The organism is Cohnella sp. GCM10012308, from assembly GCF_042649185.1.
In the GTDB taxonomy this organism is placed as follows: domain Bacteria; phylum Bacillota; class Bacilli; order Paenibacillales; family Paenibacillaceae; genus Cohnella.
The window spans coordinates 355,996-376,995 of record NZ_JBHRYU010000001.1; the positions used below are offsets into that span (position 1 = coordinate 355,996).

Consider the following 21,000-nt stretch of genomic DNA (forward strand, 5'->3'; position numbering starts at 1 on the left):
TTGAGATTGAGATTGAGATTGAGATTGCGATTAAGATCGAGATTGAAATTGTAATTTCCTTACTTATGGCGCCTTGCTTCCAGCGGGTGTCCGATCACTGGAAATTCTCCGATTCTCAGCTTGGCGCTTCCATACGGAACGAGTTCCAGCTCCGCGATCGGTCGGCCCTCCGCATTCGGGTGCAGCGGCGGCGTACCCGCGCTGTTGCCCTCCATCTTCCAATCGCGGATCAGCTGTCCTTTCGTCTTGAGACGCACGGGCGATTGGCCGGCGCCGAACGGCTGATAGGCGACATCGGCCGTTTCGACCGCGAACTCGCTGCCGGACAACAAGCCGTATTTCCAAGAAGAACCGGGGTAAATCTCCCAGTCGTGGAATCGCTCCCGCTTCGTAAGAAGCTGCCAGTTCTCCTGGATCGGCAGCGCGTAGACGAGCGGCCCCCTTTCGACGCTTGCCGCGTATAAATTGCGCGTGACCGTCTTAACCGTCATCGGCAGGCGCAGCGTCAAGCGGTCGCCGCTCTCCCAATGGCGCGTCACTGCGGCATAGCCGCTCTTGACCTCAAGTTCGATGCGCTCGCCGTTCACCGTCAGCGTCGGATTCTCGCACCACGCGGGAATCCGAAGCGAAATGCCGAAGGCAGCCGGATCGCTCAGTTTAAGCGAGATCTCGACCGATTCGCGGAACGGGTAGCTGCCGGAAACCTCGAGTTCCGCGACTGCGACGCGCCCTGCTCCCACTTCCGCCTTCACCGTGCAAGGCGCGTAGGAGATCGCCGCCAGTCCGCCGGCGCGGTCAGCCATCCACAGATGCGAGACGAATTTCGGCCACCCCTGGTGCATATTCGCCGTGCAGCAGCCGAAGTGCGGCTCCAGTCCGAATACGTTCGCGTCGGCGCCGTTGCTCCAAGCGCGCGGCGCGACGTTACACATCATCTGGTTCACCTGCTGGTCGTACTGGTGGGACGTCCAGTCGCTGGAGATCGCCGCGGGCAAGGCGTTAAACGCGACCTTCTCCAGAATGTCCCCGAACCGGCCATCCCCGAACACGCGGGCGAGCTGCTCCATGGAGAACATATACTCCACGACGGCGCACAACTCGACGCCCTGGCTCGGATGCGTGCCGGACAGCCATTCGTCGCCGGAGAACATGCCATGGGCCTGCCCGTGGTAGGTCATCAGGCTGTCGATGCCGCGGTGCGCGGCTTCTTTTTCCCTCGCGTCTCCCGTAAGCTCGTAGCGCACGCCCGGCGCCTTGATGCCCATCGCGACGTTAACGACGTGTGTCTTCAAATCCCACTGCTCGACCTTCCGCCAGAACGGAAAGTCGCGGAACACTTCGGTCCAGCCCGTCGTCTGTCCGGCTACGATCTCGGCGAGCTCCAGCAAAAACGCGTCCTGCGTCCTTCGATGCAGCCACTGGATGCTCAGCAGCATCTCCATGCCGCGGGCCTCCGCCCACTCCAGCAAGGGCTGCCCTTCGATCGTCTTGCGCGCATAACGGAAAAACGACGTCATAAACGGGACGACCCGCGGATCCGCCGTGGCTTCCGCATATTGCGTCATCACCTTCAGCATGATCATGTATGGCCACCAGTCATGATTCTTGTCCACGCCGCTCGCCAATTCCCTCATTTGCGGACCGAACGAGCCGTCCTCCCGCTGACTGGCGAGCGACCATTCGATCCAGCGCTTTGCTTTGGCGATCAGCAGCTCGTCCTCGAGCTGGTATGCGAGCGGGAGCAATCCGTCCAAATAATATGGACCCCGTTCCCAGCTCTCTCCCTTGCCCCCGAGCCAGCCGTTATCAGGCCCGACGTCCGCCCAGTGTTCGTCCAGATGCCCGGTTAGTCCGTCCGCTTGAATGCGCAATTGATCGCGCAGCCACTCGCGGGGTTTGATGGCGCCGAGCGGTAACGCTTCGAATGCGGCATAGGTTTCTGTCAAAGGTCTTGCACCTCGCTTGTCTTCGATTTCGTCTTCGATTTCGTCTTCGATTTCGTCTTCGATTTCGTCTTCGATTTCGTCTTCGGTTTCGGATTCGTCTTCGGATCTCTCGCATCGCGTTTCGACGACTTGAATATAGCACGCTTCTTCGATGCAAGCCGATAGCCTAACGCACACAAAAATTGTCCGATCGCAACCTTATCTGTGCGATTGCAGACTTGCCCTCTCCTTTTCTTTATACTGTTTAAAAGGCAAAATAGAAGAACGATCATCTGCACTGGAGGGTACCGAATGTTCCAATTCATCTCTCCGCCCTTGCCGCACTTCATCTACTGCGGAGAAGACACTTATCCTGCAGGCGGGCGGCACTCCGACCGATCGGGCATCGGCGTGTTCGATCTGCTGATCGTGACGGACGGATGTCTCTATATGGCCGAGGAATCGGCAGCGATCGAGATTCCTGCGGGCTCGTTCGCTCTGCTGCGGCCGGACCGCGCGCATCGGTCGACGGGGCCTTGCCTGGAAGAAACCCATTTTTTCTGGGTCCACTTCCAGACGCTCGGCAGCTGGCACGAAACGGACCGGGAGCTGGCGCTCGCCGATCTGCGACCCACCGATCTTCACTCCGACGACGCACTTTACGAGATTCACCGGTTCGCGTATTATTTGCCGCGTTCCGGGAAGCTGGCGTCGCCGGATGCCGCCTATGTCTGGTTGCGGCGGCTGCTGTCCTTGCAGGCGGACGCCTCGTCGCCTTCGCAATGGCGGCAGCAGCTCGTCTTCCAGGAACTGCTGCTGCGCCTGCAAGAAGACACGACGATGCCCGAGCGCGACTCCTACCTGACGATCGCCGAAGAAGCCGCGGCTTATTTGCGCCGGAATTACCGGGACGCGTTGACGTACAAGTCGATGTCGGAGTCGCTTCATTTCCATTCCAACTATGTGTCCCTCTGCATGAAGCGCGCCTTCGGTTATACGCCGCTCGAGTATTTGACGCGCTACCGCATCGAACAAGCCAAGCGGCTGCTGATCGATACGAACGAATCCGTCGGACGCATCGCCGAGGAGACCGGCTTCGGCTCGTTTCCTTACTTCGTCCGCTGCTTCGGCAGAGAGGTCGGCACGACGCCCAAGGCGTTCCGGATGCGATTCCGGCAAGGCTGAACCGGACGCAAAAAAGCCTCGATCGAAACGGTCGAGGCTGATGAAGCCGGTAAGCGAAGACGGCGTTGCTGCGTTAATCCTCTATTTCAAGCGAAAATTCAAGACTCTTGTCAAGCATCCGCATGATCATGAGCAGCGACTCCAGTCTGGTCGCATGCGATCCCGGCCTGAAAGACCCGTCTGCATCGCCTTTGACGATTCCCCTATCGGATAACGCATCGATGGCACGCTCCGCCCAACTGCCTGGAACATCTTTGAACTTGGCCGGGTTTTGGACCGAACTCGTATTCATTACGCTCGAAAGCATGGATGCGATCTCTGCCCTTGTAATCATCTGATCGGGCTTAAAGGACCCGTCCAGGTAACCGTTTATAATGCCGCTTGCTTTTAAGGCGTTGATCTCATTGGCCGCCCAATGTCCATCGACATCTTCAAAACCAGAAACGCTCGCGGCCGATAAACCAAACGCCTTTGCGAACATGCTCGCAAATTCCGCTCTCGTTACAGAAGCATCCGCGCGGAACGCTCCGTCCGCGTATCCCTTAACGATTCCGAACCTTGCGGCTATCCCGATCGTTGCTGCATACCTCGCTTGAGCAGGCACGTCTTTAAACGCAACGGTCTGTGCGGAATCTGCTTTTTGGGCGAGCGCCTTAATCGCATCCAGGTTTATTTTGTCATTCAAAAACGGTAATGGCGCTGATGACGGCGCGGACGTTGGCGTCGGTATCGGCGTTGTCGACGGGGCCGGCGTTGTCGTCGGGGCCGGCGTTGTCGTCGGGGCCGGCGTCGAAGTCGATGCGGCCGTTGGCGTAGCTTCGGGCGTCGGGCTCTGCCGACCGCCGTCCACGGCAGCAACCGCGCCTGCCCCGCTTGAAACGACAGTTGCGGCTAACTGGGAATTCACAAGCTTCAAACTTAAAAGTTTGATCTCAGCCGCTCCCTCTGCGATCGCTTTAAATGTAATCGTAGTCAATGTCACGCTGCCGCTCTTTCCCGCTGTCTGACCGATTTGCGTATGCGCAATTTGAACGGTGCCGTCTTTCACGACAGGGTCCGTAGCGAATCCGGCGCTGCCGCTGTCCGCGCGCTCAAACCGCAAACGCTTGTCATCGTAACTTAAATTCAGTTCGAAGGCGTACACATCGTTCAAATCCGCTCCCTTCACGGTAACCTGAAACGTATCGTTCACCGTCGGGGCAGCGCTGGTCATCGATAGCGAAAAACGAGGATTCTGCTCCGCGAATGCGGCTTTCGGAGGCAAACGCCAGACGCTGAATATGCACAGCAACAAAGCCAGTTTAAATATCAGCATTTTTCGTTGCACGGCTCGTTCATCCTCTCGAAAAAAGATAGGGGAGGGCATCCTGCACCCGTCCCCAAAGCGCGTTTCACTTACATGTTTCTGGCGACTGCCGCCAAATCGACAATGTCTATCTTGCCGTCTCCGTCCAAGTCTGCCAGCCGATAGACGCTCCAATTCGCATCGGCGGATGTTTTCCCATAGTAAGCGGCCGCCATAGCCAAGTCGCCGATACTCACTTTCCCATCTCCGTTCACGTCGCCTGCAATCGTCATCACTTGTACGCTGTAGACGGTTTCGTCGCTTAACGCGGTTTCGATCCCGTTCTCGTCCGCGACAATGACATTGCTTGCGGAAATGACGCTAAGCCCCGGCTGGACAGCCGTTTTGGCCTTGAAATGCAGCACCAGCAGCGGCGTCGTTCCCGATACTTCGTTGCCCGCTCCCGTGCTTGCCGTAATGATTCGCACCTGGCCGGGCGTTACGGTTTGCGCCAGAATCGACAGCCCGCTCCTTAGCGGCGCCGCAGAAAGAAATTCGACCTTCGCGGCATCGTAATAGAAGGTCTGCTCCTGCGCGTACGCGGCTTGCGTAACGCTGCTTAGGCCGTAGGTCACGTCGAACGGCTGGCCCGCCAAGACGCTCGAGGTCCCGGTTAAAGTGCTTGTAATCCGCGCGGCAGCGGCGACCTGAAAATGGAGCGACTTCAAAGATTCTACATTCTCGGCCCGATCGATGCTGCGATACTCGAAATCATAGCTTCCCTCGCCATAGGGCGGAATGGAGCCCGTATCGATCACCCACGGTCCGTCGTTTACCCGATACTCCGTCTTCGCAACGCCCGAAGCATTATCGCTTGCAGTCAAGCTTACCGTTACGCTTGACGCGTACCGCCCGTCGTTGCCGTCGGGCGAAGCTGGACTTAACGTCCCTGTCGTAACGGGAGCTGTTTTATCAATGTTGCTTACCGTATAGCCGGTCACATCGGACGCATTTCCTCCCGCGCTTGTTCCTCTTGCATACACGGTGTCGTTGCCGGTTACGACGATCGGAGCCGTATATGCCGTCCAGATGCCGCTGGCGCCCAATTTATATTCTTTGATCTCCGCCTCGGCAGGGTAGTCGATCGTTACGAGAACGTCCGCGTTCGTCGGCTCCGTTACATTAGCGGTAAAGATCGCGTCTGCAGGCGCCGAATCGTCCGTAACGGAAGTCAACGTGTAGGTCGTTCCCGCGGCGCCGTTGAAGCTGAGCACATTGCCTTCCTTCGTGACGGTTCCGAACCGGGTCTCGCCGTCATGCTTGATTTTCCACTTGCCCGGCGCGAGATCGGTCACGATGAATTGCGTGTCGTTAGCGCCCGCATAGACGGCGAACGCGACCGACCCCGACAACCGTTTGCCCGTTTTGCTGAACAGGACCGCTTTATCGGCAAGCTGTACCCCCACAAGCGCAGGGGCGTCCAGCTTCTGTACGGGCAGCGGCTGCTTGTCGCCGTCCATGACCTGCATGACGTTCAGGAACAAATCCTCTTTCGCCGGCGTACCCGGCGAAAGCTGGATGCGCCATGCGCCCGGTTCCTCGGTGTTGCTCGGATTGGAAGGAACGACTGGATAATTGGTGCCGAACACGTCGAATTCGTGCCCCGGACCGCCGACTTTTTCGATGACGGCATTGGAAGCTGCAGGCAGCAGCGTTTGATTGACCAGCTTGCCGCTGTCGCCATGCTCCGTACGCTTTATCGTCGCCGTCTTCGTCGCTTCGTCGATGACCGGCTCCTCCATGCTGTGCAGCAGCCAGTACTTCTTGAAGTTCGGATCGGAGGAGACGACCCGGTCGAAGACGATCATCGCCGCCGGATTCGTCGAATCCTTCAAGTTGAGAAACATCATCGAACGCTGGTACTGCTCCATTTTGGCCGTATAGGCGCTCGTCAGATCGCCCTTGATGTAGCTGTAATCCGGCGCGATCGGATCGGGCCCGAACGCATGTCCCTGCACTTCCCCGAATTTGTAGTTGCTGCCGAATACGTCCTGCAGCGTCTGCGCGTCGGTTCCGTTATGCGCCGGCCCCGTATCCCGCCAGCGCTGGCCGCCGTCGTTGCCGACCGTGCCTTCGCTCGGATCGTATACGAGCATCGAATTATGGGCGATCGTGCGCTTGTTGTAATATTGGTCGTGCGGACCGAAATAGTCGCTTACCGAGCCGTCCGGCGTTTTACCGGAATAAATGCCCGAATCGATCGCCAGGCCGCCTTTGTAATAAATCTGGAAGCTGCCGAAATCCATATGCTCATGATTGCCGAACCGACGGTTGCCGATCTTCATCTCGGCGATCACGCTAGGCGACTGGTGCGTCGTCGTGGACACGTCGTCCCAGCCCGTCCGCGCGACCATCGATGCTTCCGGATCGTTAAAGTAATGCGTCAGCGGAAGCGTATTCGGCGGCTCGGCTTCGGCAGCCGTATTCCCGTCCAGCAACAGAATTTCATAGATCGGCATCTCGTTCGGTACATACGTCTCCATAAATTCGTTTTTGATGTAGGGATCGTCAAAAAGGGAAGCGGCAAGCATCGCGAGCGGCTGGGTGCGCCACACCGCGTTCAGCGGCGTATATACGGAATTGAATTCGTCTCCGTCCCGCATGATTTGTCCATCCGGCCTGCGCGTGTACATTTGCTTGTATATCACCTTGCTCTGCGCGATGGAGAACGGGCTGGGCAGACCCATCCTGGTGAAAATCGTCGTTGCCCACAGCTCCGTGCTGTAGCGGGTCGATCCGTAAGCTTCGCCCTGATGGTGGGAATCGGAGCCGTAAAAATAATCGCGTACCGGTACGGCCTTGTTAAGAAACTCGGGAACGACCCGATTATAAACATTCGGGTACTCGTCGTAAATTGCGACCGCCGCGCCCAGCAAATAACGGAACAGCTGATCCTCGGCGCCGTGCCCCGTTCCCAGCGCGTATTCAAACACTTTGGGGCCGGTGTCGTAATATCGCATCTCCATATCTCCTGCGAAACGCAGAATGGCGTCTTTAAAATGGACCTTCTGCTCGTTCGTGAGCAAAGGATAGCACCAGTCGTAAACGAGGGAGACCATCTCCAGAAGCTGACCGGTCTTGTTGTTGTAGTCATAGGCTTTATATTGAACGGTGTCCACGATCGCGATCGCCGTATCTACGGCATTCTGGCCTTGGGCGACGCTTTGCTCCGGATCCAGCATATAAGCGAAAGCGTTGGCGTTCACCTGCGACAGCAAGCTGAGGATAATATTGCTCTGACCGGCGGGCGCCGGCGGCAGAGCCCCTCCGCCCATTCCGAGATCGACAAGCCTCCAGTTGGCGTTGTCCGCGGACACGAGAATGTCGAACAAGTAGACGCGGCTCGTGTCATAGTTAAATATAATGTCGAGCGATTGGACGGAAGCCGCAGTTCCAAGGTCGAAGGTGATGGTTCCCATCAGGTCAAAGTTACAGTACAGCGTGTTCACGTCTTTATCGATCGCCTTCTCCGGCGCAAACTCGCTTGAATTCGAGCATACGGCGCTGCTGGTCGCGCCTTGTATGGGCACCTCTTCCCGTCCGCCGCCTGAACCTTCCTTGAAGACCTCGAGTTCCCTGATCGCCAACGTATTTGACCCTGTGCTTCCGCGGCTTACAAGACGCACATAGCGGGCTTCCTCCGCGGCCGGAAACGCGAACGTCTGCATTTCGTTTTCCGTGGCCGTCAGACTGCTTCGCGACGTATAGCCCTGCGTGTTGCGCTGTTCTTCCAGATTGGCAAAAAGAGGCTGAAAGAACGGCAGCGATTGCTTGGCCAGAATTCCTGGAATATCCTCGCTTCGGACGAACAGTCTGGGGTGACCGCCGCTTGGCTTGGGCATCGATGCAGTCGTATATACGGTTGGCTCGGCCGGAACCTGAACATCGGCGTCCAAAACCGCCTCGTCGTACACGTAAACCGGTTCTCGCGTCGTTACGTAACCGGACTTCTCCACGGTGACAAAATAACGATCTGGCAGCGCGACCGCCGGGAAGGCGTAGCGCCCGTCGGCGCCGGTCGTAACGCTGGTCGCTACCGCCGCGCTTGCCGTATGATCGGTCTCTTTATAGAGGCTGACCTTCGCGCCCTGGAGCGGCCCGCCGTGCGCAAGCTCCGTTACGGTACCGGAGATCGAACGCGGGACGGAGGCAGGATCCTGTGACAGCTGAATGTTCAAAGGAGCGTTTGATCCTTCTGCCACTTGAACCTGGACGACTTGCGTTACGAATCCGGTCCGCACGGCCCGAATGACATAGGCGCCAGGATCCATATTCGACAACGCGTACGAGCCGTCCTCTCCGCTGGTCGCGCTTGCGATCGCATTCGCGAATGCGGTATCCGTCGCCCGGTACAGACTCAATTTCACCGAAGGCACGGGGGTTCCCGCGCCTTGCTGCGTCACCGTTCCCTTCAAGGTCGTAAGCTTCTCCAGCTTGACATCGTCAAAATATACTTTTCCCGTTTGCGTCAAACCCGTGATCAGGCGGACCCTGACGGAAGCCGTATTTGCGGGCGCCTGCAGCGAGACGGTCATCTCGCTCCATTTGCCGGCGCCTCCGGCTACCCCTACCCGATTATCCTTGATCGACTGGCCTTGCGAATTGTCAAAAGCAATTACGAGCACGCCGTACGCATTCGTCTCGTAATATGCGTTTACCGTGACTTTGTACAGTTCCCCCGCAACCGCAGGAACGGGTGCCGAATTTACGCCAAAATAGCCGTCGGCTTTCGTATCGTCCAATAGAAGACTGTTGGTCCCGGAATGGACCGTCGTTGAGACGACCTGTGCCGGATTGTCGGGCCACAGCTGCTGCCAGCTCGTGAGACCGCTTTCAAAACCCGGATTGGCAATCGTCACGGGAGACGCGGCCTCTGCAGCGGGCGCTGCCATTACGGGAAGCAGACTGACGGTTAGCAATAATGCCAAGATTCGGGTTACGACTTTATACATGATCCTGTCCTCCTTCATAAAGGCTCGGTGATGCGTTGCGAAAATAGCCGGAATGCATTCGAATCGGGATGCGCCGCTATGTAGCTCCTCCTATCATCTCCTTCGCGCTTACAGAGGCTGCCGGTTGACATGAACATCGTACAGTACGCCATTTCCTCATGAAAGAATGCAGAACTATGATTATGAGCGGAAAATTATGCTTTATCCTGCATGCGATCGATATGGTATAGTTAGATCAATTTGCGGCGAAAGTCACCTTGGAGGAGGCATCCGGACATGACGGCAAGCAGGGATCGGTCCAAGCGTTCGGCGAGATCGCCGATCCTGAAGATGAGCCGCGGTCCGATCATCGGCTGGATTGCCATCGCCTTCGGCGGAACGCTCGTCGTGCAGTCCATCGCCTCCCTGCAGCTCGTTCACGTTCTGTTTTACAATGGCCTGATCCTGCTTCACGCCTCCTTGATCTGGCATGCCGATTCGCTTACGAACAAGCGGCCCTGGTTATACGTGATCGTACAGTCGCTGCTCGTAAACGGCGCTGCGCTGCTCGTTCCCGATGGCTCCCCGCTGTTATTGGCCGCCCTGAGCCCGATCGTCGTCGGGCAGAGCTTCGTGATTTTCCCCGACAAAAAAGGCTATATTTTCACCTTTGCCATGAATCTGCTATTGTTCATCGCCACGACGATCGGCACGAGCGGCGCCGAGCGTTTGCCCTTTTACTTCGCCTGGTACATTCCGATGTGCGTCGTCATTCTCGGGATGACAAATCTCGCGGTCAAGCAGCTTCAGTCGCAGTTTCGCACGCAAGCTTTTTTGACCGAGCTGGAGGTTACCCATCAGCGCGTGGAGGAACTGACGCTTGTCAACGAGCGGCAGCGGATGGCACGGGATCTTCACGATACGCTCGCGCAAGGGCTGGCCGGGCTGATCATGCAGCTCGAGGCCGCCGATGCCCACCTCTCGTCGGATCGTGCCGGGCGGGCGCAGGAGATCGTCCGTCAAGCGATGGGCCGCGCGCGCAGGACGATGGCCGACGCCAGAGGCGTCATCGACGATCTCCGTTCGCTGGCGCTGCCCGTCGTAGACTTCGTTCAAGCCGTCTCGGAGGAGATCGAATATTTCCGCCAGCATAGCAGCCTTCGCGTTCATCTCGAGCTCATGGCGCCGATTCCTTTGTCCAAGCTGTTGTCCGAGCATGCGCTTCACATTGTCAGAGAATGCCTGACCAACGCGGACAAGCATGCGGAGGCGAGCGACGCATGGATCCGGATCCGCAAAATGGACAACATGCTGCATATCGACATCCGGGACGACGGGAAGGGCTTCGACAAAGCCACAATCGGCGGAAATTTGGGACACTACGGATTGGTAGGCATTCAGGAGCGCGTGCGCATCATCGGCGGCTCCTTCGAGATCGACAGCGATGCGCAAGGCACGCGCATACGGATACAGGCTCCGCTGCCGGAAGGAGAATGACATGAGCTGCAAAGTGATGATCGTGGACGATCATTTTTACATTCGGGAGGGCTTGAAGCTTATCCTGGAAACCGAGCCTGCGTATGAAGTTCAATTCGAGGCGGCCGACGGCCTCGAAGCGCTGGAGCAGCTTGGCATCGCGAGGCCCGACGTCATCCTGATGGACCTCAACATGCCGCGCCTTGGCGGCTTGGAGACGATTCGGGAGATGCGCTCGAGAGGGATCGACGTCCCCGTCATCATCTTGACCACCTACAATGAAGACGAGCTGATGCTCCGCGGCCTGGAGCTGGGCGCTAAAGGCTACTTGCTCAAGGATACCGGCCGAGAAGCGTTGTTTCGCACGCTGGACTCCGCGCTGCGGGGCGAGACGCTCCTTCAGCCGGAGATTCTCGCCAGAGTATTCGCAGCCAAACAGGTAAAGGCGGCGATCCCCGAGCCGCAGCCTGCCGTTCCGCTGTCGGAAAAAGAACGGTTTGTCCTGAAGGCGATCGCGCAAGGACTGCGCAACAAGGAAATCGCGTTCGAACTCGGTATCGCCGAGCGAACTGTCAAAGCCCATCTGACGAGCCTGTACAACAAACTCGGCGTCGACAACCGCGCGCAAGCGGTCGCCGTGGCGGCGGAGCGAGGGCTCGATCGCAAGTGATTCAAGGCGTATTTGGCAGCTCGCGCTGCCGAATGCGTCTTTTTTATGCCGTATCCCCTTTTGCGTCTCATGCACTCGCAACCCTTCTGCTCTACTGATTTCTACCGTTCTGCCTTTCTGCCTTTCTGCCTTTCTGCCTTTCTGTTTTTCCGCCTTTCTGTTTTTCCGCCTTTCTGCCGTTCTGCCCTTTTTGCCCGAAAGGGCATGCCCTTCCGTACGATTTCGGCTCCGCGAATCCGCCGTATGATGGACATCATCAAGCAGATTTGATTCGCGAAAGGAAGAGATCGATGGCAAACGTATTGTACAAGCTCGGAAAGTGGTCGTTCCGCAAACGGAAAACCGTATTGCTCGGAACGCTGCTGCTCGTAGTCGCCGTCCTTGCGGCCGGCATATCGATGGGTTCGGCGTTCGAAGGGGGCATGGACATTCCCGGCACGAAGTCGGAGAAGGCCATGAGCGTGATGGAAAATTCGTTCGGCAGCTCGTCTGCGGGCAGCGGTTCGATACACGTGATTTACAAAGCGGGCGAAAACCAGACGCTCGATTCGGAGTCGGTAAAAAAGCTCGTGCAAGCGACCGAACAGGAGATGGCCAAGGACCCGGATGTCGCCTCGATCACGACGGTCTATGAGGCAAAAACGATCAGCCAGAACGGGCGAATCGGCTATTCGAACGTCACGTACAAGGCCGCCGCGGCCGACGTGTCCCAAGCCTCCCTTGACCGATTGACGGCGGCGATCGAGACGCCCAATGCGAAAGGCTTGCAGACCGAGCTCGGCGGGGGCTCCATTGCCTTGAGCAAAGTATCGGCGGGCGGCATCTCCGAAGGAATCGGCATCGTCGTCGCCTTCGTCATCCTGATGGTGACGTTCGGCTCGTTCGTCGCTGCGGGCCTGCCGATCTTGACCGCGATCATTGCGCTCGCCGTCGGCATTATGCTCATCTTCATCGGCTCGCACTACGCTTCCGCCCCTTCCTTCTCGTTGTCGCTGGCCGGCATGCTCGGGCTTGCCGTCGGCATCGACTACGGTTTGTTCATCATCTCGCGCTTCCGCCACAATCTGGAGACGGGCATGACGCGCGAAGAAGCGGCGGCGGTCGCGAACGCGACGGCCGGAAGCGCGGTCATCTTCGCAGGGCTCACGGTCATCATCGCGCTGGCCGGTCTTACCGTTACCGGCATTCCGTTCCTCGGGGCGATGGGCATCGCCGGCGCCGTGACGGTCCTCATGTCCGTTATCGTATCCCTGTTCTGTATTCCTGCGCTGCTCGGCAGCGCCAAGAAGCTGTTCGCGCCGAAAAAAACGAAGCGCTGGCAGGCCGATCGCAGGCTCGCCAAGCTGAAGTCCGAGTCCAACCGCTGGGGACGCTTCGTCACCCGATATCCGCTGCCGGTCCTCGTCGTCTCCGTGCTTCTGCTTGGCCTGATCAGCTTGCCGGCGCTGCATTTGCATACCGGCCTTCCGAACAGCGGCTCCAAGTCGAGCGATCTGACGGAACGCCGCGCTTACGACCTCATGGCCGAAGGCTTCGGTCCCGGCGTTAACGGCCCGCTCCTTATCGTCGCGCAAGCCGATGCATCGGTCGGCGACAAGGCGGCCGCGATTGCCGAGGCGACGAAGGGCTTAAGCGGCCTGGACAACGTCGCCTCCGTCACGCCGCCGCAGATGAACGCGGCCGGCGACACGGCGCTGCTCACCGTGCTGCCGAAGACCGGGCCGGAGGACGCCGAGACGGACAAGCTGGTCAATACGATCCGCCAGCAAGCCGCGCACATCCTGGCCGCCGATCACGTGGAACTGATGGTCACGGGCTCGACCGCGATCAACGTCGACATTTCGGACAAATTAAACGAAGCGCTGCCGGAATTCGCGGCTTTGATCGTAGGGCTGGCCATTCTTTTGCTGGCCATCGTCTTCCGCTCGCTGCTGGTCCCGCTCAAGGCGGTCGCCGGCTACCTCCTGACGCTCACGGCCACGCTCGGCTTCGTCGTATTCGTCGTCCAGGACGGGAACGGAATCGGCCTCTTCGGCATTCCGGAGCCCGCGCCGGTGCTCAATTTCCTGCCGGTGCTGGTCGCGGGGATTTTATTCGGTCTTGCGATGGACTACGAGGTATTCCTCGTCAGCGGGATGCGCGAGCATTACGTCCATCACCGTCATCCGAAAAAAGCGATCCTGTCCGGTCTGAAAAACAGCGGCAAAATCGTCACGGCCGCCGGCCTGATCATGGTATCGGTATTCGCGAGCTTTATTTTCGCGGAGGATACGATCGTCAAGTCGATGGGACTCGCCCTCGCCTTTGGCATCCTCTTCGACGCCTTTATCGTGCGGCTGATGATCGTCCCGGCCGCCATGACGCTGCTCGGCAAGTCCGCCTGGTACTTCCCGAAGTGGCTCGACCGGATTCTGCCCAAGATCGACGTCGAAGGAGTGTCGCTGCGCAAACAAGAAGCCGAGCCGCAGGAGACGCTGCGTAAGGCCGTGCATTAAATCGTTCAATAAGGCTTCGCGCAAAGTAAAGGCTCCGGAGCATAAATGCTCCGGAGCCAAACGCTTATCTCCCATAAGACTTCTGGTATCGACGGATTTTCCTAAAGACCGCCCGATTGGCATGCTTGAGGAAAATGTAAGGGTCCGGGCTCGTATTGACCTCGAGGATCCATGGCTTCAGCGTTTTGTCCATTGCGATATCCAGCCCGATCTCCGAAATGCCCGGGAACGATTTTCTGAGCGAGCGACCGGTCTGCACGCCCAGCCCGGCCAATGCCTTCAGCTTGGCGTCGACGTCTTTGATATGAGGTTTTAGCAGCGCCTCTGCGGAATGTACGCTTCCTCCGTTGTGATAGTTCGTCACGATTTTGCCTTTGGCGGCCGCTCTGCCGATGATGCCTGTCGTCTCCCACCGCTTCTGCGGCGAATATTGAGTCATCACGCGCAGATCGAACCGGTTGCCTTTATGCTTCAGCAGATGAATGCCGCGCTGGACTAGATAGGCTTTTTTCCCGGTTTCTTTGCGCAGCGCGCGGTACAAGGCATCATAAGCGGCATATTGGACAACTTTGCGGCCCGCTTGGTACCGGTAGCCTTTCTTGTCCTTTCCCACTCGCATGACGCCTTTTCCGTAAGAACCGTGTACAGGCTTCACATAGACCATCCCGTAGAGATTCAGCATGCGCATTAAACTTCCGCCGGTCATTTTTGCCGTGGCTGGCAAAAACCTCGATACATGTTTATTTCTTTGAAGCGCGATCGTTTTCGCCCACTTGCTGGTTACGCGACGGATCATCTTTTCGCCCCTCACCTTGTTCATTCATGATTTCCTCATCCTATTCGGACTTCCGTGCGCCGCATTGGACCGATGTACCTGAAGATCATATTCCCCCGTTATTTTGTGTAGATTGGTCCCGCCGGCGCTTGACCAGCCACCATGCGATCGCGCAGACCGTCGCCGCGGCCAATAGATAGCTGACGGGGTGCATAAACTTCTCCACGGCGTCCCAATGGTCCCCGAGCCTGTATCCGAGATAGACCAGCGCTATGTTCCAAGACATACATCCTAAAAACGTGAAGAGCACGAACTTACCCGCGTTCATCCTTGCGATGCCGGCGGGCAGCGAGATGAACGTACGAATAAAGGGCAGCATCCGCGTCAAGAAAACCATTCGCTGGCCGTACTTGTCGAACCACCGCTGGGCGTGATCCATATGCTTCTCGTTAAACAAGATGTATTTGCCATAACGTTCGAGGAGTCGCCTCCCTCCGATCGCCCCGGCATAGTAAGCAATCACGGAGCCGATCAGGTTACCGAGAACGCCGGCAGCGACCGCTTGTGCAAAAGTCAGACTGTGCTGCGCAACCAGAACGCCGCCGCTCAGCATCAGAACCTCGCTGGGGATCGGAATACATGCGCTCTCCAGCACCATGCCGACAAAAATGCCCCATACGCCCATCGCCGCAATTAAATGGAACGCACTGTCTGTAATCCAGTTCAAGACCTGCTGCAATTTTTATTCACCTCATTACGCGCCGCCGTTTATGGTTAAATAAATGAAGAAAACGATAGCCAAGGCGAAACGATAATAGGCGAACGGCGCAAGCTTGAATCGTTCAAGCAGCTTCAAGAACGCGAGGACAGCCAGAAAAGCGACTGCGAACGCGACGATGAAGCCGACTGCAAAAAAGCCGAAGTCCGATGACGTCAAGGTGGAGTAGCTTTTTAACAATTCGTAGCCGCACGGTAGCTTACTCCCGTAAGCAGTCCGCCGGCGATCGTCGCCCCCGACCTTGAAAATCCCGGCCACAGCGACAGGCACTGATACATGCCAATGATCGCGGCTTGCCTGTAACTAAGTTGATCCATGCCTTCGGCTTGAACCGCCGGCTGTCGTTTTTGGCCGAATATCATGAATACCCCGCCGAGAATGAGCCCGACGAGCACCGTGTAGGGCGAGAATAAATACGATTTAATAAACGAATGCAAGATTAATCCAAGAACCATGGCGGGCAAACATGCCAGGATGACATGGATGAGATTTAACTTGGACGAGGAATGCTGCTGAGATCCGGCCGGGGATTCGATTCCGGCTAATCCGAATAAATTCAAGATGCGCCGCCAATAGATGACGGCCACTGCAAGAATCGCCCCCAATTGGATGACGATTTCGAACGTATCCGCTTTATCCCCCGCAAATCCGAGCAATTTGCCCGTCAATATAAGATGCCCCGTCGAAGACACCGGCAGAAATTCCGTTAATCCTTCTACGATTCCCTGAATGATTGCAATCCCGATATTTTGCATGAACAGCATACGCTCCTTTTGCTAAATTGACGATGAAGCATCGATCAGATATCTTTTAAACCATGCTTCATGCATTCGCCTGATTCAACGAGTCAAGCGAATCTTGCAAGACGCTCTGACATTTGCCTTCGTTCGGCTTTTTCGCTCGTGTCGCCGCCAGGACATCGTCGATCGTTCCGTCGATTTGGGTCCACGTTTTTCGATCGATTTTTCTTAGCTTAGGCGCTGCCTGGTCCCAATCATGCTCCAATTGATTCGCGTCGGTTTTCGCCGTAGCGACATCGCCTGTATTCACGGCCTGAAGCATCTCATTCTCGATCGTTCTTTTGGATTCGTTTCGATTAAGCGTCATATGATTTCCTCCTTCAGCATCGGGCGCGTGTCCTATGTTAAAGGTAAAAAATAAACAATTTCTTAACTGAGGATTATTTTTAAAATTGATTTTCGACTTCATGCACATCGATTTCCCAAGCGGAAGCAACGAAAAAAACCATCCGAATGCGATTCGGATGGTTCCAGGGAACTGAACCGTTACAGACGAAAACGGTAACCCGCTCCCCACACCGTCTCAATGTAAGCAGGCGTCGAAGCGTCCTTCTCGATTTTCTCCCGCAGCTTGCGAATGTGGACGGTGACCGTCTGGGTGTCCCCCATCGCATCGATGCCCCAGAGGCGGTCGAACAGATGATCCTTGCTGAACACCTGATTCGGGTGCTGCGCAAGGAAGTAGAGCAGGTCGAACTCCTTGGTCGTAAGCGCGACCTCTTCCTCCCGGATAAAAGCCTGCCTGGTATTCGCATTGATTCGCAGCTCGCCGAGCTCCATATCGCCGGTTGTCGCATTGCGTCCGGTCAGTCTGTCGTAACGGGCAAGATGCGACTTCACGCGCGCCACCAGCTCGGCCGGCCTAAAGGGCTTGCCGATGTAGTCGTCCGCGCCAAGACCCAACCCGCGAATGACATCGATGTCTTCCCTGCGCGCAGTTACCATCAGAATCGGGACGTCGGACACCTCTCTGAGCGCCTTGCACACCTCGAAGCCGCTGAGCTTCGGCAGCATGACGTCCAGGACGATCAGGTCAAATTTTCCCGACATCCCAAGCTGCAGCCCTTTTTCGCCGTTATCGGCCAACACCGTCCGATAGCCGCTCATCTCCAGATAGTCCCGCTGCAGCTCGGCGATGCTCGGCTCGTCCTCCACGATCAGAATCGTCTTACTCAGCGCCATCCGCCGCACCTCCTTCGATCGGAACCGTCAGGATGACCCGCGTTCCTTCCCCTTCCACGCTCTCCGCCCGTATATCGCCTTCATGAGCCATCATGATCTGCCTGGCGATGGCCAGCCCCAATCCGCTGCCGCCCGTACGCGAATTCCGCGACATCTCGGCGCGATAGAAACGATCGAAGATGTGGGGCAGCGCATCCGCCGGAATCCCGCCTCCATTGTCTTCGATGACAATCGTGGCTTGACCGTTTTCCGTGTGGGCGGACAGCCGGATCGAGGGCTTCGCTTTGTCCATGTACTTCAAGCTGTTTTGGATGACGTTGCCGAGGACGCGCTTGAAGGAATCCGGATCGACCCGGACGAGGACGGACGCCTGTACTTCGAAGTTTGTCAGAAGTTCAACGCCGTTTTTTTCGAGCTCGAATCGAAGATCGTCCGACCAATCGTTCAGCAGGCTGCGGACAGACATGGGCTGCATGCGGAAGGGAACCTTTTGCATGTCCAGCTTGGAATACAAGAACAGCTCGTCGATGAGTTTATCCAGTTCGTCCGCTTTGGAAGCGATCGTTTTCATATATCGGTCATGCTTCTCCTGCGTATCGGCGATGCCTTCCAAAATGCCGTCGACATAGCCTTTTATTGCGGTAATCGGCGTTTTAAGATCATGGGATATATTCGTGATGAGTTCTTTACGATTTTTCTCGTACTGCATTTGCAGCAAAATCGACTCCTTCAGCCTGACCCGCATGATTTCAAAAGTGACGCCGAGCTGTCCGATTTCGTCTTTGCCTTTGACTTCGATCGGTACATCGAGCGCCCCCTCCGAAAAACGGCCTGCGGCTTGGCGCAGCGCGAGGAGGGGCCGAATGATGCGGGTGGACATGTAATAGGTCAAGACGATATTCGTCAAAAGCAAGGCGGCAATGGCCGCAATGAACAGAACCGGAAACCACCTCTTTGCAAAATGAACGAGCGGATCGATTTTCGTAAGCAGAAACAAGCTGACCGGCTCGTCGTCAGCCCCTTTTAAATCGTACCGCACGATCTGATACCAATCATTATTGTTTATTTTTATCGTCGACGCTTTGTGGAAACCGGCATGTTCATAGGGAGGCAAGCCTGACACCAGGGCGGGAATGTTCTCTATTTCCTTTGAAGCGAAGATCGCCTGATTTTCCTCGCGGACATAAATGGAGATTTGCCGCGAAGCGAGTTCGGCGGACAAATCTTGCAAATAAGAGTCGTCCGTCAGCAGCTGTGGATGCTGCATAAGCGTTTGCTTAACCAAGTGATGATAATCGCCTTCCTCGATGCCCTCGATTTTAGACTCATAAAACGATTTGATGCTTTTGGCGTCCCCCCTGAAAACGATAAGCAGCAGTCCCGAGATCAGCACGAGAAACATTAGCGGGATAATCAGCATCGCCGCGTAGGACCAGAGCAGTTTCCAACGGATCGACATAACGGCTCCTCCCTCCCTTCTCCATCCGACGATAAGCCATAAATCTAAAGCCGACATTTCGCTTTTATTAACGAATGATTAAACGATATCATTACGCCGGTTATCGATATAAACTTTGCGGTTCTCTCCGCCTGTGCCGCACTACTGGTCGGCTCGCTTGTCATTTCTCCATCCGTCCAGCATCCAAGACCGTTATTCACGCACCAGGTCCATCAGCTGGTCTCGCACGCCGCGGACTATTCGTTCCCGAGCGATCACGCGACGCTTGCCTTTTCAATCGCGTTCAGCGTGCTCCTCGTCAAGCGCAGAACCTTGGATGTTACTGCTAGTTCTTGCGATTGTCACCGGCTTCAGCCGGGTCTATGTGGGCTTTCACTATCCGGGAGATATCGCGGGGGCTGCCGCTCTATCCTTTGTCGCAGCCATCGCGATCCATCTGCTTCGCGACCGTCTGGACGCAATCCCCGAGCGTCTGATCAAGGTGTACGGCAGGTTATTGAGAGTTGCCCCTCGCCGATGACAAGCCGATCGGACTTATCCGCGACGAGCCGACCGGTCGTACCTGCGATAAATGCCGATCGACGCGGCGATCCAGAAGCCGCTGGCCAGATACCCGGCGAACACGTCGCTCGGATAGTGGACGCCCAAATAAATGCGGCTGATTCCGATTAGCAAGATTAGCGCGCAGCAAGCCGTCAGGAGCATCGTTCTCCCCCACCAGACGGGGACATGCTTCCAGAGCAAATAGGTTAAAATACCGTACAGGCTGAACGCCCCCATGGAGTGCCCGCTCGGAAAGCTGAAGCCGGTCTCCTGAATGAGCCGATGGAGATCCGGCCGGGCCCGGTGGAATAGCAGCTTGAGCGTGACGTTCAGCAGCGCGGAGCCGGCTACGACAAAAACGAACAAAATCAATTCTCTCCGATGCTTTAATCCGAAATATAAAAAAGCGACGATCGCCAAAGTGATCAACGTGACAGGCAGGCCCGCACCTATAAACGCAAAAAACTTCAAGAAGCCCGTGAGCCCAGGGGCTTCTTTTTCTTGAAACCAGTCGATGATCGACCGGTCCAAAGATTCAATCTTATGATAACCGACAAGTGCGGCAACGAGGCCGAATCCGGCCGCGAATAAGATGCTTAGCAGCAGGGCCGCACTAAGTTTCACGGTAAACTTCAATGCTTCTTTCCCCCGTTTCGTCTAACCGCCCCCGCAATGACAAGCGAGATAAGAACCACTCCGATGCCGACTGTCCAAAACCGCCGAGACCGCAAGCCGTTATCGCCGAATTGCTGCAGGCGATTATTTTTTAATGCCAGCTTGGCCAGTCGCGCATCCTCTTCGGCAATGCTGAACGCGTACGTTCTTTTCATTAGCATTCCCTGGTTCTTGACATCTACGTCGGCTTCATAATCTCCCGCCGCAAGCGGTCTGTCGACGCGCAAACGGATCGTCTGCAGCTGTCCCGGCCGGAGGACCGGTGCACGATCCGGCTTAGCCAAAGCTTTTTTGTGATAAACGTAAGCGTTTTGCCTGCCGGAGTAAGCTCTTTTCAAAGTGACCGCGATCTTGGGTTCGAGCGTGTATCCGCCTCCGTTTTTGAGCAGCAAGCGGATGACAGGCAGACCTGTCGGCTCATATTCGTAGTGAAATGATTCGACGGAAAGCGACTGGGACGCACTCGCGCTGGCGGACACGCTCGGGATCGTCAGCGGTAGACATCCTATAAATATAACGCCGAGCTTCCTCATTGTCATTTCTCCTCGCCCGCAGATCCCTAACTGTAACCGCGAACGATAAACCCGCCATGAAGCGTTTATTAAGCGTTTATTAACCGCCGGTCCGAAGGCAAATAATAGTTCTTGCTCTAAAAGAAAGGAGCGCCTGTAAAAACGACGTCCTCCTGCGATGCGGCAGATCGCGCCTTCCTTGCGGTTTTGATTCGTCCGTATTGATGCCCGCTCCCGAACGGAACCTCT

At 56.6% G+C, this 21,000-nt stretch carries 15 protein-coding genes and 1 pseudogene; 5 read left to right on the top strand and 11 right to left on the bottom strand.

Annotated elements, in window-relative coordinates; genetic code table 11:
- Positions 1-59: 59 nt before the first annotated feature.
- Positions 60-1,946: a beta-L-arabinofuranosidase domain-containing protein gene (locus tag ACFOTD_RS01725; protein WP_378115126.1), complete on the bottom strand. Its 1,887-nt coding sequence runs from the start codon at positions 1,944-1,946 to the stop codon at positions 60-62.
- 291 nt (positions 1,947-2,237) lie between these two features.
- On the opposite strand from ACFOTD_RS01725, the gene ACFOTD_RS01730 reads away from it, so the two are divergent.
- Positions 2,238-3,110, top strand: a complete 873-nt coding sequence (locus tag ACFOTD_RS01730; protein WP_378115128.1) for a helix-turn-helix transcriptional regulator — start codon at positions 2,238-2,240, stop codon at positions 3,108-3,110.
- A gap of 73 nt (positions 3,111-3,183) precedes the next feature.
- Here ACFOTD_RS01730 and ACFOTD_RS01735 read toward each other — a convergent pair whose 3' ends face one another.
- Positions 3,184-4,437 carry an S-layer homology domain-containing protein gene (locus ACFOTD_RS01735; RefSeq protein ID WP_378115130.1) on the bottom strand — a complete coding sequence of 418 codons (1,254 nt, stop codon included), beginning with the start codon at positions 4,435-4,437 and terminating at the stop codon, positions 3,184-3,186.
- A gap of 68 nt (positions 4,438-4,505) precedes the next feature.
- Positions 4,506-9,407 carry a heparin/heparin-sulfate lyase HepB gene (hepB, locus tag ACFOTD_RS01740; RefSeq protein ID WP_378115132.1) on the bottom strand — a complete coding sequence of 1,634 codons (4,902 nt, stop codon included), beginning with the start codon at positions 9,405-9,407 and terminating at the stop codon, positions 4,506-4,508.
- Between the two features lie 276 nt (positions 9,408-9,683).
- On the opposite strand from hepB, the gene ACFOTD_RS01745 reads away from it, so the two are divergent.
- From ACFOTD_RS01745 to ACFOTD_RS01755, 3 genes are all read left to right on the top strand, one after another.
- Positions 9,684-10,883, top strand: coding sequence for a sensor histidine kinase (locus ACFOTD_RS01745; RefSeq protein ID WP_378115134.1), 1,200 nt, complete (start codon positions 9,684-9,686; stop codon positions 10,881-10,883).
- A gap of 1 nt (position 10,884) precedes the next feature.
- Positions 10,885-11,532 (top strand): response regulator, encoded by a 648-nt coding sequence (locus ACFOTD_RS01750; RefSeq protein ID WP_378115136.1) that lies wholly within the window; start codon positions 10,885-10,887, stop codon positions 11,530-11,532.
- A gap of 290 nt (positions 11,533-11,822) precedes the next feature.
- Positions 11,823-14,027 (top strand): MMPL family transporter, encoded by a 2,205-nt coding sequence (locus tag ACFOTD_RS01755; protein WP_378115138.1) that lies wholly within the window; start codon positions 11,823-11,825, stop codon positions 14,025-14,027.
- Between the two features lie 64 nt (positions 14,028-14,091).
- Here the strand turns inward: ACFOTD_RS01755 and ACFOTD_RS01760 are convergent, their stop codons facing one another.
- The 6 genes and pseudogenes from ACFOTD_RS01760 to ACFOTD_RS01785 form a co-directional block, all read right to left on the bottom strand.
- Positions 14,092-14,847 (bottom strand): YheC/YheD family protein, encoded by a 756-nt coding sequence (locus tag ACFOTD_RS01760; RefSeq protein WP_378115139.1) that lies wholly within the window; start codon positions 14,845-14,847, stop codon positions 14,092-14,094.
- Positions 14,848-14,908: 61 nt separating this feature from the next.
- The gene (locus ACFOTD_RS01765) at positions 14,909-15,487 is read right to left on the bottom strand and encodes a DedA family protein (protein WP_378115681.1); all 579 of its coding nucleotides are present in this window, start codon (positions 15,485-15,487) and stop codon (positions 14,909-14,911) included.
- A gap of 69 nt (positions 15,488-15,556) precedes the next feature.
- Positions 15,557-16,335 (bottom strand): annotated as a pseudogene (locus tag ACFOTD_RS01770) (undecaprenyl-diphosphate phosphatase).
- 67 nt (positions 16,336-16,402) lie between these two features.
- Positions 16,403-16,789: a hypothetical protein gene (locus ACFOTD_RS01775; RefSeq protein ID WP_378115141.1), complete on the bottom strand. Its 387-nt coding sequence runs from the start codon at positions 16,787-16,789 to the stop codon at positions 16,403-16,405.
- A 77-nt stretch (positions 16,790-16,866) separates the two neighbouring features.
- Positions 16,867-17,562, bottom strand: a complete 696-nt coding sequence (locus ACFOTD_RS01780) for a response regulator transcription factor (RefSeq protein WP_378115143.1) — start codon at positions 17,560-17,562, stop codon at positions 16,867-16,869.
- The gene (locus tag ACFOTD_RS01785) at positions 17,549-19,021 is read right to left on the bottom strand and encodes a sensor histidine kinase (RefSeq protein WP_378115145.1); all 1,473 of its coding nucleotides are present in this window, start codon (positions 19,019-19,021) and stop codon (positions 17,549-17,551) included. The genes ACFOTD_RS01780 and ACFOTD_RS01785 overlap by 14 nt, the downstream gene beginning before the upstream one ends.
- 316 nt (positions 19,022-19,337) lie before the next feature.
- On the opposite strand from ACFOTD_RS01785, the gene ACFOTD_RS01790 reads away from it, so the two are divergent.
- Positions 19,338-19,541, top strand: a complete 204-nt coding sequence (locus ACFOTD_RS01790; protein ID WP_378115147.1) for a phosphatase PAP2 family protein — start codon at positions 19,338-19,340, stop codon at positions 19,539-19,541.
- Positions 19,542-19,555: 14 nt separating this feature from the next.
- Here ACFOTD_RS01790 and ACFOTD_RS01795 read toward each other — a convergent pair whose 3' ends face one another.
- Together ACFOTD_RS01795 and ACFOTD_RS01800 are read right to left on the bottom strand one after the other, a co-directional pair.
- Positions 19,556-20,200, bottom strand: coding sequence for a phosphatase PAP2 family protein (locus ACFOTD_RS01795; RefSeq protein WP_378115149.1), 645 nt, complete (start codon positions 20,198-20,200; stop codon positions 19,556-19,558).
- Entirely contained in the window at positions 20,197-20,772 is a 576-nt protein-coding gene (locus tag ACFOTD_RS01800) for a hypothetical protein (RefSeq protein ID WP_378115151.1), read from the bottom strand. The genes ACFOTD_RS01795 and ACFOTD_RS01800 overlap by 4 nt, the downstream gene beginning before the upstream one ends.
- Positions 20,773-21,000 lie beyond the last annotated feature (228 nt).